Annotated in this window: 10 protein-coding genes and 1 pseudogene; 4 read left to right on the top strand and 7 right to left on the bottom strand. The window is 61.4% G+C overall.

Translation table 11 applies throughout. The annotated features are described in order from the left end of the window. Positions 1 to 69 precede the first annotated feature (69 nt). On the top strand, positions 70 to 2,028 hold the full coding sequence (locus PMI02_RS04265) for a glycoside hydrolase family 66 protein (protein WP_007679218.1): 1,959 nt from the start codon (positions 70 to 72) through the stop codon (positions 2,026 to 2,028). Here the strand turns inward: PMI02_RS04265 and PMI02_RS04260 are convergent. From PMI02_RS04260 to PMI02_RS25740, 7 genes are all read right to left on the bottom strand, one after another. Then, positions 1,986 to 2,816, bottom strand: a complete 831-nt coding sequence (locus PMI02_RS04260; protein WP_007679215.1) for an SPASM domain-containing protein — start codon at positions 2,814 to 2,816, stop codon at positions 1,986 to 1,988. The two genes, PMI02_RS04265 and PMI02_RS04260, sit on opposite strands and share 43 nt — an antisense overlap. Before the next feature lie 436 nt (positions 2,817 to 3,252). Continuing rightward, positions 3,253 to 4,545, bottom strand: a complete 1,293-nt coding sequence (locus tag PMI02_RS04255) for a glycosyltransferase family 1 protein (RefSeq protein WP_007679212.1) — start codon at positions 4,543 to 4,545, stop codon at positions 3,253 to 3,255. A gap of 11 nt (positions 4,546 to 4,556) precedes the next feature. Continuing rightward, entirely contained in the window at positions 4,557 to 5,789 is a 1,233-nt protein-coding gene (locus tag PMI02_RS04250) for a polysaccharide biosynthesis/export family protein (protein WP_007679207.1), read from the bottom strand. Positions 5,790 to 6,033: 244 nt separating this feature from the next. Continuing rightward, a complete protein-coding gene (locus tag PMI02_RS04245; protein ID WP_036502192.1) occupies positions 6,034 to 7,287 on the bottom strand; it encodes a hypothetical protein in 1,254 nt (417 codons plus the stop codon). A 14-nt stretch (positions 7,288 to 7,301) separates the two neighbouring features. Beyond that, a complete protein-coding gene (locus PMI02_RS04240) occupies positions 7,302 to 8,048 on the bottom strand; it encodes a hypothetical protein (protein WP_157222366.1) in 747 nt (248 codons plus the stop codon). A gap of 52 nt (positions 8,049 to 8,100) precedes the next feature. Next, a complete protein-coding gene (locus PMI02_RS04235) occupies positions 8,101 to 9,042 on the bottom strand; it encodes a hypothetical protein (protein WP_036502188.1) in 942 nt (313 codons plus the stop codon). Between the two features lie 37 nt (positions 9,043 to 9,079). Further along, positions 9,080 to 13,291: a glycosyltransferase gene (locus PMI02_RS25740; RefSeq protein ID WP_007679196.1), complete on the bottom strand. Its 4,212-nt coding sequence runs from the start codon at positions 13,289 to 13,291 to the stop codon at positions 9,080 to 9,082. 528 nt (positions 13,292 to 13,819) lie between these two features. On the opposite strand from PMI02_RS25740, the pseudogene PMI02_RS26915 reads away from it, so the two are divergent. The 3 genes and pseudogenes from PMI02_RS26915 to ruvC all read left to right on the top strand — a co-directional run. After that, positions 13,820 to 13,950 (top strand): annotated as a pseudogene (locus tag PMI02_RS26915) (transposase); the annotation flags it as partial. Positions 13,951 to 14,181: 231 nt separating this feature from the next. Beyond that, the gene (locus PMI02_RS04225; protein ID WP_007679195.1) at positions 14,182 to 14,946 is read left to right on the top strand and encodes a YebC/PmpR family DNA-binding transcriptional regulator; all 765 of its coding nucleotides are present in this window, start codon (positions 14,182 to 14,184) and stop codon (positions 14,944 to 14,946) included. Between the two features lie 10 nt (positions 14,947 to 14,956). Then, a complete protein-coding gene (gene ruvC / locus PMI02_RS04220; protein ID WP_007679194.1) occupies positions 14,957 to 15,433 on the top strand; it encodes a crossover junction endodeoxyribonuclease RuvC in 477 nt (158 codons plus the stop codon). The last annotated feature ends 170 nt before the right edge of the window (positions 15,434 to 15,603 follow it).

Below are 15,603 nucleotides of genomic sequence, written 5' to 3'. Positions count from 1 at the left end.
TGGGTCCATGGCTCGCTCTTGCGGCCATGGACTTATCGTTTGCACCGGTAGGTAACTGAGGGATCTTCCATGAAACGGCTGTTCCCGCTGTTATGCGCATTGCTGGTCCTGCTGCTGGTAGCAGCCGGCTTCGTGTTCATCCCGGGTCTGCGACCCGATCCTGGCCATGCCGCGGTAATGCCGCGCCTCGACCCGGCCACGCATCCCCATATCCAGCTAATCACCACCGACAAGGCGGTTTACGTGCCGGGAGAACGCGGCACGGTGCTGGTAACCTTGCGCAATTCAGGCGCGTCTAAGCTGAACGCGCTTGTGGAGACGACAATCTATTTCAATGCGGCGAAGCTGCTTGAAACTACCACCTATGCGCGCATTGAGGCATTTGGCAGCACTCCCCTCATGGTGCCGTTTACCGCGCCGGACAAAGGCGAGCGCGGTTATCGCATAGCTGTTACCGTCAAGAACGCGCGTGGGACACCCCTCGATACCGCGGCAGGCGCTCTCGACGTGCAGAAGTCCGAGTTGCATGCGCGTTTTCCCCGACAGTGCTGGATTTCGCATTGGGACGGGAAGGTGGATGCGGTATCGCTGATTGCGGCGCAGGTCGCCTGGCACTGCAACACGATCCAAAGCTATGCCAGCTACTACCGCCCCGAACTGGCTCCGCCGTCCTCGCTGGATTCTTGGCGCTCGCTGTCAGGCCTGACGGTCAGCCGCGCGGCAATTCGCGCCCTGATCGGCGCCGCGCACGATGCTGCTATGCCGGTGGGCTTCTTCCAGGCAACCGGTGAAGCCTATTCCAATTGGCCTTCGCAGTCGATTAGGCCCTCTTTGGCATGGGGGTCGTTTCGCAACCGCTGCGGGCTCGCAGGCAAATGCACCGCGGACGACATGGACCAGTCACCCAAGCAGCCCGACAACTGGACCAAGTACGGGTGGCAGGCCGATCATCTCGATTTTTTCGACCCCTGCAGCAAGGGATGGCAGGATTTCCTGCTGTTTCACTCGATCAAACCCATGATGGAGCAGTTTGACTTCGACTTCTGGCAGGCCGACACCGTCGGTGCGCCTGTACAGCCGACCTTTGACGCACAGGGGCGGCCACTCGACACCGTGCGCTGCCTGGCGGATTTCACTACCGCCGCACAGGCGCGTCTGGGCAGGCCGGCGATCCTCAATACGGTATCGGGCTGGGGTTTGGATGATGCGGCCGGTAAAGGTGGTCAACCTTACCTCTATCGCGAGACCTGGGATTTCGACACGCCCTATTATCCTGGGCTCAACGGCGTCGTCGCGGGGGCAGCGGAGACGATGCGTAAGGGTGGACGTGGCCGGGCAGGGCGTGCGATCGTCCAGCCCGCATACATCAACCGCACCTTGGCGGAAAACTGTTCGACACATGAGCGGACTGCTGGATGTGTCGTCAATCCGCCTGCAGCGCTGCTGGCCACGGCAATGTTTGCCATCGCTGGATCTACTTGGATGAACCATCCTGACCAGGGTTGCATCATGACCAACGTTTTTGTTGAGGGGTATCATCTGCCCTGCTCACCTGGGCTGGTTGATGCGCTGCTCTCGTACAAGGCATTTGAGGTGGGCTATCAGACGCTGTTGCGTGACGGGACGCGCGACAGCACGCTGCCTTGCACCATCACTCGGGGTGCAAAGGGCGGCGCTGTGGGTTCGGCAGGCGAAGTGTACCTGCTCGGCAAGGCCCGAGCAGGTTTCCAGATCTGCCATCTGCTAAACCTGACGGGGGTCTCTTCCAACGTCTGGGCCGACCTTGACGGGACCAAGGAAAAACCCACGCAGCTGGGCGCGGTCGCGATGAAACTCTACTATTCCGGCAGCCAGGTGCAGAACGCGCGCAATCCGCTGTGGTGGGCATCCCCCGACCATGCCGCCGGGGCCGCGCAGCTGCTAGCCTACACGACCGGAGCGGATGGCGGGGGCAATTACGTAGCCTTTACCCTGCCGGTACTGGGCTACTGGGATATGGTGGTGCTGGAGACGGGCGGGGGCGGATGAGACCCGGCCTTTAGCTCACCCGGCGTGGCCAGATCGAAAGGAAAGTTGGGCGTGCGCACGTCTGCGGCACAACGGCGGCATGTCTCGATCTCGCCATGGCTGCCAGCCGCGAGCCTGCCATGAAAAACAGCACGCCTGGTATCCTGAAGGGCGGATAGCAGGCCATCCGCAGCCACGTTCCCGATCGGTTCGCGCCGTTCGAAGTCTTGGCAACACGACAGCACTAGCCCGTCGCAGTCTATAATTACGTCGTCCAGGATATCAGGATTGCACCGGATCTCGACCGGTGTGAAAGCGATCCGGCGAAACAGGCTTTGATCGTCCGTGCAGCGACTTGCTAGTGGATCGAATACGACCTCCTTGGCACCACGCTCCAAAAACCAGTCGCGGGTTTCCTCGATGTCATCGCGGTTCATGCGGCTGACCGGTACGCTGACCCGTACCTTGCCCGGAAAGCTATCCAGAATGGGCTCATATTTTGGGAAAACGTTCTTCGCACGCAGCGGCGTCATGATTTGGTCGTACGTGTCTGGCCTGATCGACTCACAGTGTAGCGTCAGCAATGTCAGGTCACGATCGAGGGACCCATGGCGTTTGCGGTCGAAAGCGGCACCGTTGGTGTTCACGTCCAGCATGATCTCGGGCAAACGCTCACGCGCGTAACGCGCGCGTTCGACGACGTGCGGGTCGACCAGCCCGTCTCCGAACAGGCCGAAGTGGATGCCCAGCAGAGACCATCCTTGATCAAAAATTTGATCAACCACGCCTTTAAAGAGCGCAAGGTCCATCGTGGAACGCGGTACGTGGGAAGTGATCGTCTTACCAGTAGGGCAATGGATGCACGAAGCATTGCACAGGCCAGTCGTGCCAAACACCACGTAGCGCAGACTCGATCGCTCGCTGGGGTCACGCCGGCGCAGCAAGCGGACCTGCCGGCGCGCGACCCGATTCTTGGAATCAATCCGGAGAGTGGCAAGGTAACAGAGGCGGGCAACAGGACGCGCCCTGCAGATTTTGGCCCAGCGGGCTAGGGTGTTGGTCGCTCGGGCGAGCCCGGTTCCGCCCGCATGAACCGGCTCGCCTTGTGTGGTCCGAGCATCTGTTACTAGCGCCGGTATCATCCCGTGACCCCGCATCTCATTGGCACATTCATCGATACGTCAGAGCCAAAGTCAAGCGAGGCAGTATAGTACACGTTCAGCCGGGCCTACAGAAGCGTAAGCGTTAGCCCAGTCCCAGCTTGGTGTAGACCGCCTGCACGCGGGCAAGGAAGGCATCGTCCGTGAAGCGGGCAGCCTGCGCAGGGGCGGCGGCGCACAGCCGCTCGTAGAGCACCTCGTCGTTATCGAGACGGCGGATGGCCTGGGCGATCTCGTCGGTGCTGTACGGATCGACCTGAAGCCCGGCTTCACCTACGACCTCAGGTAGTGAGGAGCTATTCGAAGAGATTATCGGCGTTCCCAGCTGGATCCCCTCTAGCGCCGGTAAGCCGAACCCTTCGTAAATCGAAGGGAACAACACTGCACGCGCCGCCCGGATCAGACGGAACAGCATCTCGCGTGGCAGGTATTGCAACATGACGATCGGACGTTCGGGCTTGCGACCGTAGATAGTGCCGTCGGCGGCCAGCGCACCCATCGTGCCGTCCATGCCCCAATCGCGGGAGGTGACGACTACCAGCGGACGCTCGCTGCCCGACATGAGGTAGCCATCGATGATCCGGGCGATGTTCTTCTTGGGGTCCTGGGCACCGAAGAAAAGGTAAAAGCCCTTCGGCGGCAGGCCGAACAAGCGCTCCACCATGGCGCAGTCCTCCTGCGTGGAGGATGCCGCGATCGAGGGGGGAAGGGGACTAGACTGATAGGTGTTGGTCACCTTGTCCTCCGGCACGTCGAACATCTCGATGATGTCGCGCCGGCTCGCTTCCGAAACCGTCAGCACATGATCGCCCGTCGCGATGCAGCCGGCGATCAAGCGGTGGTAGTAGCGCTTGTTGTCGAGGGTCGTATGCGGCAACTTCAGCGGGACCAGGTCATGCAGCGTGTAGACGTTCCGGCAGCCAGCCACGCGCAGCGGTACCGGATAGGTCCAGTGCATGACTGCAGGTGGCCTAGGCATCGTCACAGTGGTGAAGCGACGCAAATGCATAAAGCGCGCCCGGGCTACTTCAAACATCAACGGGCTGGTCCACAAGGCGGAAAAATCCGGCCAGCGCTGGGCGAAGCCGCGCTTATCGACATGTTCGGTCAACGGCACTTGAATAAGCGGCCGTGTCCCGTGGTTCCAGATCACCGAGCGCGTGGTCTGCTTGCGCACGTTGCCCATCTGGTGGCCATGACCAAACTGGTCGAAGAAAAGCGTCTCGCGGGTAGCGGGGTCGCGGCCCGGATCGATACCAAATACGCCCTCCACCTGATGGCCAGCCTTCGTCAAAACGTTGACCAGCGAGGAGCCGTAGGTGGCTACCCCGGTCCCCTTGGGGATGACCAGGTTGTGGCCGTCAATGCCTATGCGCATGTTCGTGGCCTTTACTGGGTAGCGTAGCGGATGCCCAATGCCGGGCTAAACAGCATGTTGAGCATACCCACGAACTTCTGAGTGAGGTTCGACGAGCTGTTGGAATAAAGGATGACGTCCTTGTCCTGCATCTGGAACATCTGCGTTAAGAAGTAGGTTTGCGGGTTCATCATATCAATGTGATAGATCACCGGCTGTAGGACGTCGCCGCTGCTATCTCGCTCGAGACGGAAGAGGTAGACACCGCGTGCGTTGGCGCGGCTGTCGGCCGGGCCGGTTGAGCGAGCCAGCGCTTCTGCCAGCGACAGATTGGGCGCCTCGAATCCGATTTCCGAGACCCGATCAGTGGCGCCGAACACGGTGATGCTTTTCCGCTGCTTGCGGATCTCGATTCGGTCGCCGGGCAGCACCTGGATATTGGCACGATCTTCCGCACGCAAATCCGCTAGGCGCAGTGTCGCGGACTCTCCTCGCCGGGTGAAGTGCAGTTCTGCATCATTGACGTCGATCGCCGATCCGCCCGCTAGGGCTATTACATCGAGCAGGCGTTCATGCGCGCTGGTCAGCGGATAGCGGCCAGACTTGGCGACCGCGCCGTTGACGTAGGCAGCGTTACCCACGCTTTGCGAGATTGCCACCTGCACTTGGGGCGATTGCGAATAGGGGGCAAGACGTGTTCCGATCTGCTCGGCCAGTTCTTCAGGATAAAAACCGTTAGCCTTGAGCGTGCCGATGTAAGGCAGGCTGATATTGCCGTCTTCGCGTACGGTAACAGGGATGTTATGTGCAGCGGCCGAGGGAGGCAGGCCGGGGGCGGTAGGCGTGGCGGCGGAGGTGGGCGCCGGACCGCCAAACAGGCTCACGCCAACTTCGTAAACCGAGACAAGCAGGATATCGCCAGGGAGGACCATATCAGATCGATTCGGGGCAGGTATGTTGGCGAAGCTGGCCATCTTCACCAGGCCCAGCTCATTGCGCTGCGGCGGAGTGGAAGCCAGCGCTGCGTCGAGTTCGACGATCTTGTAATTGAGCGTGTTGGCCGGGCTCTGGCTGGCCTTGACGATGTTGCGGCTCGTCGGCGCGTTCTGCGGCAACGAACTACATCCGGCCAGCATGGTGCCGGCCATCATCAGGGCAGAGGCGATTTGAAAAGACTTCCTGCCTGGGCCGAACCCGGGCAGACGCAGACTTGCCGTGACAGGAGCCTTGAGCAATGTGGGTTCACGGTGATCTTTGCTGGACATCCGCGGGCTCTGCCAACGACGGCGGCCAAGAGCAAGTGCTATCGGTACAGCGCAGTGCAGTGAAGGCCAAGTGAGCCGCAAACCCTTAGGCAGACCGTCGGGCGTCGATTGAAAATGCCTGACCATCAATCAGCTGTGCCTGGGAGTGCGCATGGCCGCATCGGATCGCGACGACCGCCGGCAAACATTGGTCGGGACCTTCTCTGCCCCGTATCCGACCGGAAGGTCGAACACGGAGGATGGTTCAGCACTGCATTATGGAGCAGTCACTGCGTTCGCGTCCGGCAAGGGAGGCTGTGCTGAAAAGCAGTTCGAAACGATCATCGGTCAACGATCTGTTGCGCGCGGCATCAACTAGGAATCCATGTAGCCCCGTCACGTCGAGGGCTGGGGCGATTGCGAAGGAGCGTTCGCGTACGCGGTATTGCTTATCAGGATCTGCAATTCGATTGATCGCGGCGATAATCGCCTCCTGATCATATGCGGCGACTTCGCCAAGGTCGAACGTGCGAACGTAGTCTGCCGCGCCGCTCTCGCCGTTTGTGAGCACCAGGAATGGCGTACCTGCTGTCGCGGTGACGAAGGGCATCTTGGAGGGAAGCGACAGTCGCCCGATGGCTGCGGCGTGTCCGTCGGTTTCGGTTCCGCTGAAGGATGGGACGAGAATGAAGGCGGACCGCTCGACGCGAACTGCAATCTCGTCATGCGTAAGGTCGTTCTTGATAACGATCCCGGCGCGCGCGAGGTCCGCATCTGTGTATTTCAGGAAGTGCAGGTCGTTGCTGCTGGTGTACCATTCGATAGGAACTTCGACGCCGCTCAGCGCTTCGATCGCATCCTCCAGCCAAGCCTGATGCCAGATGTTGCCCACGATGGCACCACGTAGCGGTTCTTCCTGGGGCGGGGGCAGGCAGGGCTCAGTGCGGATGAAGCGGCGGGCAACTAGCGGAGGCAGCACCCAGAAGGGCAGGCCGAAATGCGCCTCGTAGGTAGCACGCATTACGTCCGAGATGACGAAGCGTGCGTCGGCCGCAAGCACCAGTTCACGCATAAGCGCAAGCGGAATGCCTTCGTTGGACAGGCAGTTATCGTCCATTACCCAGATCACCAGCGGCGCCCCGGTCATTGCCTTGGCAGTTAGTGCCATGACCACATCCTCTCGTGTGTAAGGAACACTGAAGATCGACCGCGGCGCGTAAGGCGGCAGCCGCGAGGCCACGAAACCGGCGATAGTCTGGCGATCCTGCGAGTAACGGTGCAGCACAAAGTCCGCCGTTGGTTCGACGACCTGCATGCCGCCCCAATGATCGAAGGCGCGGAACAGTACATAGGAAGGCAGTTCGGCCAAGATCCGGCTCATAAGGATGCCGGTTCCATGCGCGAAGTTGATTTCGTTGGCCATTATCACCAAGTCCACGTCCTGGCGATCCTGTGCGGCAGCGATCAGGCGCCGGCGAACTTGCGCGCCCAGACTGTCTTCGGGAAGTTCATTTTCCATGGCTAATTTCGGAATCATACCACCTTATCACGTAGCGTCGACGAGGCGGTGAGCGCATCGATCTGATCGGAGAGGGAAACCAGGACGTCTTCGAAGGCCGCTTGTCGCGATTCAAAGCGTTCGACGCCATTCGCCGCACGGCGCACGCCATCTAACCCGGAAGCAACAAGTCCCAGGTTGCGTTGTTCGGCCAGGCTGCGCTCGTCCAGGATCGCGAATTTGGCAGAGAGCGCGTCGAGATGGCTCCGCAGGGCCTGCACGATCTCGGAAAACGCGCGCACTTCGTCGAAGGCATCGCCGGCCTGTTCGGCCAGACGCCCCGTATCGACTCGGATCTCATGCACGGCATTGGCGATGTTGCCCAGGTTGACCTGCTCATTGTCGATAATGCCGCGGATGTCGACCATCCCGCTTGCCACTAGGCTGAGGTTATGGCGCTCCTCGTTGACGAGGTGCTTGAGAGCCCTGATCTCGTGCGTGTTGGCGTCAATCTCGGCAAGGCGGCGTTGGATCTGCTCCAAGCGCAAGGTGGCTCCGCGCATCTGCTGAACAACCGGTTCCCAGGCGGAAAGGCGACCACGTAAGTCTTCACGCTGCGACCAGTCGAAAACCACGAACGCACCAAGCAGGCACACGAGCCCAAAGCTGGAGCACATCAACGCTATACCCGCCGAAACATTATCGACTGCGGCACCGATCACGAGTGGCACCACAACACCCAGCGCTGCCAGACCGCCCGCGACCAGACGCCCGCGTTCCATCCCTAATTGCCGCAAAGAAACCGCTCCCCGTGGTCGTCGCATTTTCAGCGTCCTAATGATCCTGCGCCGTCTCTAGCGACATCGGTGAGGGAGAGGCAAGGAGATCGGGCATCGCTGCCAGCCAGTGGCGCCACGGCCCGCCTTGAAAACCAGTTAGCGCAGACATTGCAGGATTCCCAGTCATGTCACGCGAGACTTGCCGCGCCACGGCCCGCACGATCCGTAGGGCCTGGTCTGCTTGTGCTTCACCTTCAAAAGTGGTGCCTGCACCACCGCGGTCGATGGTGAAGCGCAGCAGAGGGCCCAGATCATCTTCGATGCACGCAGGAACAATTGCGGCTGGTAGAAGGTCTCCGTCAAGGGCTCGAAATTCGATCCCGAAAGACCGCTCGCTTTGGAACAGCCGCAGCGAGCAGCCCGCCGTCAGCCATCCTCCCACACGGGGCATCCGGTACGTCAGGCGTACATGACGGCGCAGGGTGCCGGCATTGTGATCGTCAACCAGCAAAGGCAAGGAAGCGGGCCAGAAAAGTTCAGGCCAGTCAGCCGGGGCTGGAACTCCACCTTGCGCTTCGCACGCCAGCGCCAGCGCCATGCCGCGACAGGTTTGGACGGCTTGACGCTGCTCTTCCGACGGGTTCATGTCGGCGGCGTCAATAGCATCGGCCAGGCCAACCAAGAAAGCAGCTATGGGCTCACGTGTCCGGGCGCCGCGCATATCCAAAGCCCAGAAGCTTTCAGTCCCGCGTTCGGCCTGCCGGTGGGGGTCAAGCCAAATACCCGCCTCACCGCCGGCCTCGCCGAAATGCGTGATCGCGCGCAACCAGGCAGGCCAGTGTGCGACGGCGACGGTCGGCCCGAAGCCAAGCGCGACACCGGCGTGCCCACTGGTAAGCGTGCCGCCGATCGCCAGGTCGTTCTCGGGTTGCCATGAAAAGTCGAAGGCGAGAGCGTCGCCGCGGGTCTCGATCCCGGTAACAGAAATCAAAGGCATGTAGACGACCGGTGCAAGAAGGCTCCAGCGAGACTAGTCACGAGTTGAAGCCCTTGTCGCTTTCGAAATAGCGCCTGACGCGGCCAATGGGCCTTTCCACTTCCAGAAGCTCGACGTTATCGACTGCGACAAGCAGTTCACGCTCATCCTTGGAGAAGCCCGAATGACCTACCTTGATGGCGATCAAGTTCCATCCTCGAACCACGGCTACCGGTAGCAGGATTTCGTAAAGTTCGATGAAGGCAGCATTCTCGAACCGGACGGTGCCTACCGTTGCCCCGTTGACGGCGATCTCGATCCACTGTCCCGCAAAGTGATTGCGGCACACGATGCGCAGCTGGGTCTTAAGCGATTTGCCGGAATAGACCCGCAGCCGCGCCGTCGGTTTTTCAATCCAGCGGAAGGGCCGGGTGATGTTGTGCTCGAGATAAGGCCCTTCCAACTGGCCGAAACCAGAAAGGGGCTGCCAGCTGCTGGCATGCTCCGCATCCCGATCTCCCACATCGATGCCTTCGAGGCGGAAGGTTAGTGCGCGCGGCTCGTGTTCGAACCCGCCGGCGATGGCGAACTCGAAGTCGACGCGGTTCATGCCGGGGACCAGGGCGGCACGAACTTGCCGGGTCTCCCGCACGCGTGCATCGTTCTGGTCGTAGAAAAGGGTGGCGGCAAGCTCCCCGTTAACCCGGACCGTGACCTCTTGGCCAGGGATGGACGACCGGCCATGGATATGCAGCGTTTGAACCCCGAACTGCTGCGCGCGCACGAAGACACGGGAAGTGGGGTGCAACAGCCAGGCATAGCCTGGCTCAAGGTTGAGTTCAGGCAAGCCATCCTTCTCACGCAACAGGCCTGCACCGGTTTCCCAGCCATCATCCGGGGGAGGTGTCGCGCGTTCACCGGTGAGATACGCGAGGAACGGAGCATGCGTATCGTCAGTTGAAAGCACAAGGTTAGGTGCCATCGGCACACTGCGGAAAACGGCGAGCCCCTCGAGAACAGTCAAGAACGACCAAGCGCACGCTTCAAGCGAGTAGCGTGTACGAGCATGGAGAACCCCGTTGAGGCCGAGTCGCTCGCGCAGCGATGGATCGTCATGCAGGCGTTGAAGAGCGCGCGCCAGAGCCGCAGGTGCATGCGTGCGTATCAGAACACCGGTTTGTCCATCAGAGACCGCCTCGGCCACCCCGCCCACATCCAAGGCGATGGTCGGGCACCCGGAGGCCGCAGCCTCAATCAGCACCTGTCCGAAAGCCTCTTGGTTGCTGGCCGAAATCAGCACGTCGGCTGCGGCATAGTGAAGCGCAGCAAGCTGCTCGTCCGCGACGTGGCCTGAGTACAGGACAGCGCCGTGAATATGCGGGCGGTTCGGCATGAGACCCATCACCAGTAGTAGCTTGTCCGCGGATGTGAGCGCCTCAAATGCCGATATAGCACGAGCAAAGCCCTTCCGCTCGTCCGACAAATCCGCCGCGGCGGTTAGCACGATGAAAGCGTCTTCCGGCAAGCCCAGGCGTCGACGGGCTAGGATGCGACTTTGCGGGCGGAAGATCGCGCAGTCTACACCAAGCCTCACGTCGCGGATGGGCGGAGCGGCCGATACGCCCAGTAGGCGCTCGATCCGTGAGCTCATGAATTGGCTGTTGGTGAAGATTGCGAATGGGATGTCGAGCGACGCCCTGGCCAGAAGGGCGCGTTTGCGCTCGAAGGCCGGGCTTACGAGGGGCGGGGCAAGCGCCGGATACGCGCTGGCAGTGGGACAGGCGTCGTCGCAGGCGCTTTCCAGGCGGGTGCAACTGCCAGGATAGCCACAGCGCCCCGTGACGATCCACTCATCATGCGCGAAGAATACTGTCGGTACCCCACGCGCGACGAGAATTTCCAGAACGTCGAGAAAGTCTGCGCCGATCGCGTGCTGGTTTCCCAGAATCACAAGGTCGGGGTCCTCTGCCAGCAGCGTGTCAACGATGGCTTCGCCAGTCAGCACCCGATCGACCGGGCTAAGGTCGAAATCGGCATAGGCGAAGGGAACGACGCGGTGGCCGAACCCCGTGAGCGCAGTGGCCAGACGACGATGAGCCGTGCCTGCACCATACTTATAGCCATAGTCGTTGAACATCGCGATTGTGAGGATCGACTGTATGGCGGCGCGCGTGGGTTCGGCTGGGGTAGTGGCGAGGGTGTCAGCCAGGTGACGAGCATGAGCGCGCAGTTCCGGCGAGTAGACCTCGGGCGAAGAGGTCTTCTGTGCGGCATGCAGGCGGAACTTGGCGATCTCGATGCCAATGACCTGGATGCGTGCGCCAGCCATGGCAAACCGCGCCCATAGATCGTAGTCCATGCTGTAATGAAGCTGTTCCTCCACGTGCGCGCCGGCACTTTGCCAGATCTCTCTCGAGAAAAACACTTCGGGTTGGTGGAAGAAGCGACCCTGTAGCCAGGAGCCCTCGATATCGAGGATCTGCGCGAGTGGCAGCGGCCCATTCGCCAGACATGGCAGGTGGCGGCGCACCGGGCCGCTCTTGTCGAAGCTGGTGCATACACCGGCGACGATGTCTGGAGCATCCTTGCTGCCAAAAGCAAAAGCAACTGCGAACAGCGCGTCATGGGCCAGCAGGTCGTCGCTGTTCAGCCAGCCTAGGATATCGCCGGTGGCGTACGAGAACCCGGCGTTGATTGCCGCGCTTTGCCCGCCGTCAGGGGCCGAGCGGTGGTAGACGAGGTGATCCGCATAGTGTGCCAGGATGTCGCGGGTCGCATCGCTAGACCCGCCGTCCATGACAATGATCTCAAGGTCAGGATAGTTCTGGTCGATGAGTGAGCGCAGCGTCTCCTCGATGAAGTGACCTTGGTTAAAAGTAGGCACCACGATTGAGATGCGCGGCCAGGCAAAGCCGCTACGCGTGATTCTGCGTGCGAAGGCGTTACCCGGCACGCGCAGATGTCTGTCTGCCTCGAGATGGACGTACCAGTCCAGGATGATGAACAGCCAGGTCCCGACCTCGCCGACTTCGCCCGAGGAATCGATAGACAGGATATTGCGCCCCGCCTCCAGCCAGACAGAAGCGCGAATTTCATTTTCGGCATGTTCCTCGCCGGCGCTCAGTACGTCATCGTAGCAGATCGCTTCGCCTCGGGAAATTCGCAGCTTTAGGCGAGGGCGCCAGTTGCGCATGCGCAGCGTCATCGTCCAGCGCCCGGCCGAGGGCACGAACACCTCCGCAGTCATGCGTGTGTCGTCGACCCAACGCATGCCGGCAGGAAGACCGCCTTCAGGATAGGGGCCTTCGCTACGCCGAACGCCCGTCAACGGGGTGACCCGCACGGTTTGCTCGCGGTCGCCGTTGGCATCCTGCAGTAGAGGCATGTCCAAGCGGCGACCGTAATTGGGGTAAAGGATCCAGCGCTGCTTGCCCAAATCGAAGCGGATCATGCCAACATCTTGTTCGTCAGGGACAACTACGCCTCCGACTTGAGGCAGCGCAGCGTCCACTTCCTCGTAGTAGCGGTCCATGTCAGCCGAAAGTTGTCCCGGCCGGCGGCGGTGGAAGCCGATCAGAGTATCGATCGTGTAAAGCGGGGCGTGTTCGCCAAAACGGCGCCACAGGTCCCAGTCGCCCGCCAGGCGGAAGCGTTCGTCCAGGCCCCCGACGGCATCCCACAGATCAGAACGCCAGAATGTCCCCTCCTGCATTACGAAATTTCGGGTCCGTCCGTCATGGTCACCGCGCGCAAGGGCGACGCGATTGTAATCGATGGGCAGGTTGACGCCCATCAACGAGCCTCGGTTGTCGATCATGGCCACGCGTGCTGTTGTGAAGCGCACGTCGGGGAATGTGTGGTAAACCACTTCCAGTGTTGCAAGCGCACCGGGCGCCAGTCGATCGTCGGAGTTGACCCACCCCATCAGGAAAAGGCCTTCGGGTCGGGCCGCGGCGATCCCGCGATTGATGGCCTGATACATGCCTGCATCCCGCTCGCTCGCGAATGAGAAACGCAGCCCGTTGCAGTTGATCGGGAAATCGCCGCTGTCGATCAGGCGCTTCCATCGACGTAAAATAGCAAGAGTGCGGTCAGTCGAGCCACCATCCTGAACGTGGTATATTATCTCAAACGGCCCAGACTGGGATACCACCGAGATGATAGTCTCATCCAGATAATGTTCTGAGTTGAATGTAGGGGTTACGATAAGAAAGGGCGTATTAAAGCCAATTTCGCCCGTTTTTTCTTCGAGCTTCAGTTCCTGGTTCATTTTTCTGTGCCAACCCCTTCAGGCTAGTCTTGCCGCAAGAATGAGGATCGGCGGCCGGAATTATGATCCGATGCCAAAGCTTTCCCGTTTCAACAACGCCTTGACTATCAACAAAAATTTACGGCTTCGCAATGGGCTGTGCGCAGCTGTAGGCCGTTGCAATCGCAGCCATACGAGCGAGAAGAGCCTTGCGGCGGTTTATGTGATCCGCATTGTAAAGCAAGAGGGCTACGTGGCAGTTTCGACGGCTTTTCGTTGCTCATCAGGCTGGTATAACCCTCGCGCTTCCCTCACGCCCCGTCACTAGGCTATGAAAACCCACGTTCTCTGGGTCCCTCGAGTTCAATCGCCTCGATCAAGGCGTGAAAGGGATCCTTCATGGGTTAATGGCGGGTGGTCACACGGCGAGCCGCGCCCGAGGTCCACTATCCTCCCAACCTCGTCATAGCTCTTGCGCCGGACGAGCCCGAAAGCTGTCACCGGATCACTGAACGGGCGCCTGCTTCGAGTGCGTCCTAATCCGCGGCACTGCGGATTCCAAAGCTGCGCAAAGCGACTTTCCTTGGTGTCTGGAACCGCACCGAATGACGGCGAAGGCGCTGACCGCTGTTACCGTGGAAGCCTATATCCAAGGAATTTCGCCACGGTCAGTCCCTGACCGACTGCTACGCTGGATGCGCCCCGTAAAACAGGCGCAGTGACCGGAACGAACAGCCCGAAGCTGATCGCGGGCTGCCCGGGCAGTGCCGCGACGCTGCAGCCCGGCGATCTGCGCATCGGGGCGGTTGCCCTTGCCCCCCCCCGTGTTGTAAGGGCCGCGCCTCCTTATTCATCGACACCCGCGGCGTCCTCAATGACTAACAGGCGGCGGGCAGGCAGCGAGCGGACTCATGGCAGGCCATTCCAAATTCAAGAACATCATGCATCGCAAGGGTGCGCAGGACAAGAAGCGCTCGGCGCAGTTCAGCAAGCTCAGTCGCGAAATCACGGTCGCGGCCAAGATGGGCATGCCCGACCCGGACATGAACCCGCGCCTGCGCGCCGCCGTCAACGCCGCGAAGGCGCAGTCGATGCCCAAGGACAACATCCAGCGCGCGATCGACAAGGCGACCAAGGGCGACGCCGAGAACTATGAGGAAGTGCGCTACGAGGGCTACGGCCCCAGCGGCATCGCCATCATCGTCGAGGCGCTGACCGACAACCGCAACCGCACCGCCACCAACGTGCGCACCGCCTTCGCCAAGAACGGCGGCAACCTCGGCGCGAGCGGCGCGGTCAGCCACGGCTTCGAGCGTCTCGGCCTGATTGAGTATCCCGCCAGCGTGGGTGACGAGGACAAGGTTCTTGTAGCCGCGATCGAGGCGGGCGCCGAGGACGTACAGAGCGACATGGGCGACGGCGACGAGAACCCCGGCAGCCACCAGATCTGGGTCTCTGTCGATGCACTGCACGAAGTCGCGCGCGAACTCGAAAAGACGCTCGGCGAGGCCGAGGGCGTGAAGCTCGCGTGGAAGCCCAACCTCACCGTCGATGTCGACGCCGATACCGTCAGCACCCTGATGAAGCTGGTCGACACCCTCGAGGAGGACGACGACGTCCAGACCGTCTGGGGCAACTACGAAATCTCCGACGAAGTGATGGAGACGCTGGGCTAAGCGCCCCCACATGATCATCATCGGCATCGACCCCGGCCTGACCTGCACCGGCTGGGGCATCGTCGCCAAGAGCGGCAGCCGCCTCAGCCACGTCGCCAACGGTCAAATCCGCACCGATGCCAAGGCCGGAATGGCGGAGCGGCTGGTTGAGCTCGATGCCGGCCTGACCGACGTCATCCTCCTTCACCGCCCCGATGCGGGCGCGGTGGAGGAAGTCTTCGTCAACGTGAACCCGCAGTCGACGCTCAAGCTAGGCCAGGCGCGCGGCGTCGCCATGCTCAGCCTCGCGCGCACCGGAATGCCGGTGGCGGAATATTCTACCAAGGTCATCAAGAAGGCGCTCGTCGGCACCGGCGGCGCGGACAAGAAGCAGATCCAGGCGATGCTCAAGGTGCTGCTGCCCGGCGTGAAGCTGGCCGGCGAGGACGCCTCGGATGCATTGGCCGTGGCGATCACCCATGCGAACATGATGGGCAGCCACCGCTGAGCCCGCCGCGCGCGGGAAGCCTAAAGCCCCGCGCGTTCGAGCGACGCCTGCAGATCGTAGCGGGGATCGGGAGCGCAGGCGCCGGGCCGGACGTAAAGGCACGCCGTTTCTCCGGAAAGGCGGGTACACGCCGCGCGGCGGTAGCCGGCGGCTCCGCGCGGCGCAGCCTC

The sequence above is a fragment of the Novosphingobium sp. AP12 genome (genome assembly GCF_000281975.1).
Taxonomy (GTDB): Bacteria; Pseudomonadota; Alphaproteobacteria; order Sphingomonadales; family Sphingomonadaceae; genus Novosphingobium.
The sequence above is the reverse complement of the archived record's forward strand: the minus strand, read 5'-3'. Positions and strand labels throughout refer to the sequence as shown.

Excerpts from the sequence above, each read along its gene's own strand:
- PMI02_RS04250 (WP_007679207.1), bottom strand. The coding sequence starts at position 5,789 with ATGTCCAGCAAAGATCACCGTGAACCCACATTGCTCAAGGCTCCTGTC.
- PMI02_RS04235 (WP_036502188.1), bottom strand. The coding sequence starts at position 9,042 with ATGCCTTTGATTTCTGTTACCGGGATCGAGACCCGCGGCGACGCTCTC.
- ruvC (WP_007679194.1), top strand. The coding sequence starts at position 14,957 with ATGATCATCATCGGCATCGACCCCGGCCTGACCTGCACCGGCTGGGGC.
- PMI02_RS04240 (WP_157222366.1), bottom strand. The coding sequence starts at position 8,048 with ATGGAACGCGGGCGTCTGGTCGCGGGCGGTCTGGCAGCGCTGGGTGTT.
- PMI02_RS04225 (WP_007679195.1), top strand. The coding sequence starts at position 14,182 with ATGGCAGGCCATTCCAAATTCAAGAACATCATGCATCGCAAGGGTGCG.
- PMI02_RS04245 (WP_036502192.1), bottom strand. The coding sequence starts at position 7,287 with ATGGAAAATGAACTTCCCGAAGACAGTCTGGGCGCGCAAGTTCGCCGG.
- PMI02_RS04255 (WP_007679212.1), bottom strand. The coding sequence starts at position 4,545 with ATGCGCATAGGCATTGACGGCCACAACCTGGTCATCCCCAAGGGGACC.
- PMI02_RS04260 (WP_007679215.1), bottom strand. The coding sequence starts at position 2,816 with ATGGACCTTGCGCTCTTTAAAGGCGTGGTTGATCAAATTTTTGATCAA.
- PMI02_RS25740 (WP_007679196.1), bottom strand. The coding sequence starts at position 13,291 with ATGAACCAGGAACTGAAGCTCGAAGAAAAAACGGGCGAAATTGGCTTT.
- PMI02_RS04265 (WP_007679218.1), top strand. The coding sequence starts at position 70 with ATGAAACGGCTGTTCCCGCTGTTATGCGCATTGCTGGTCCTGCTGCTG.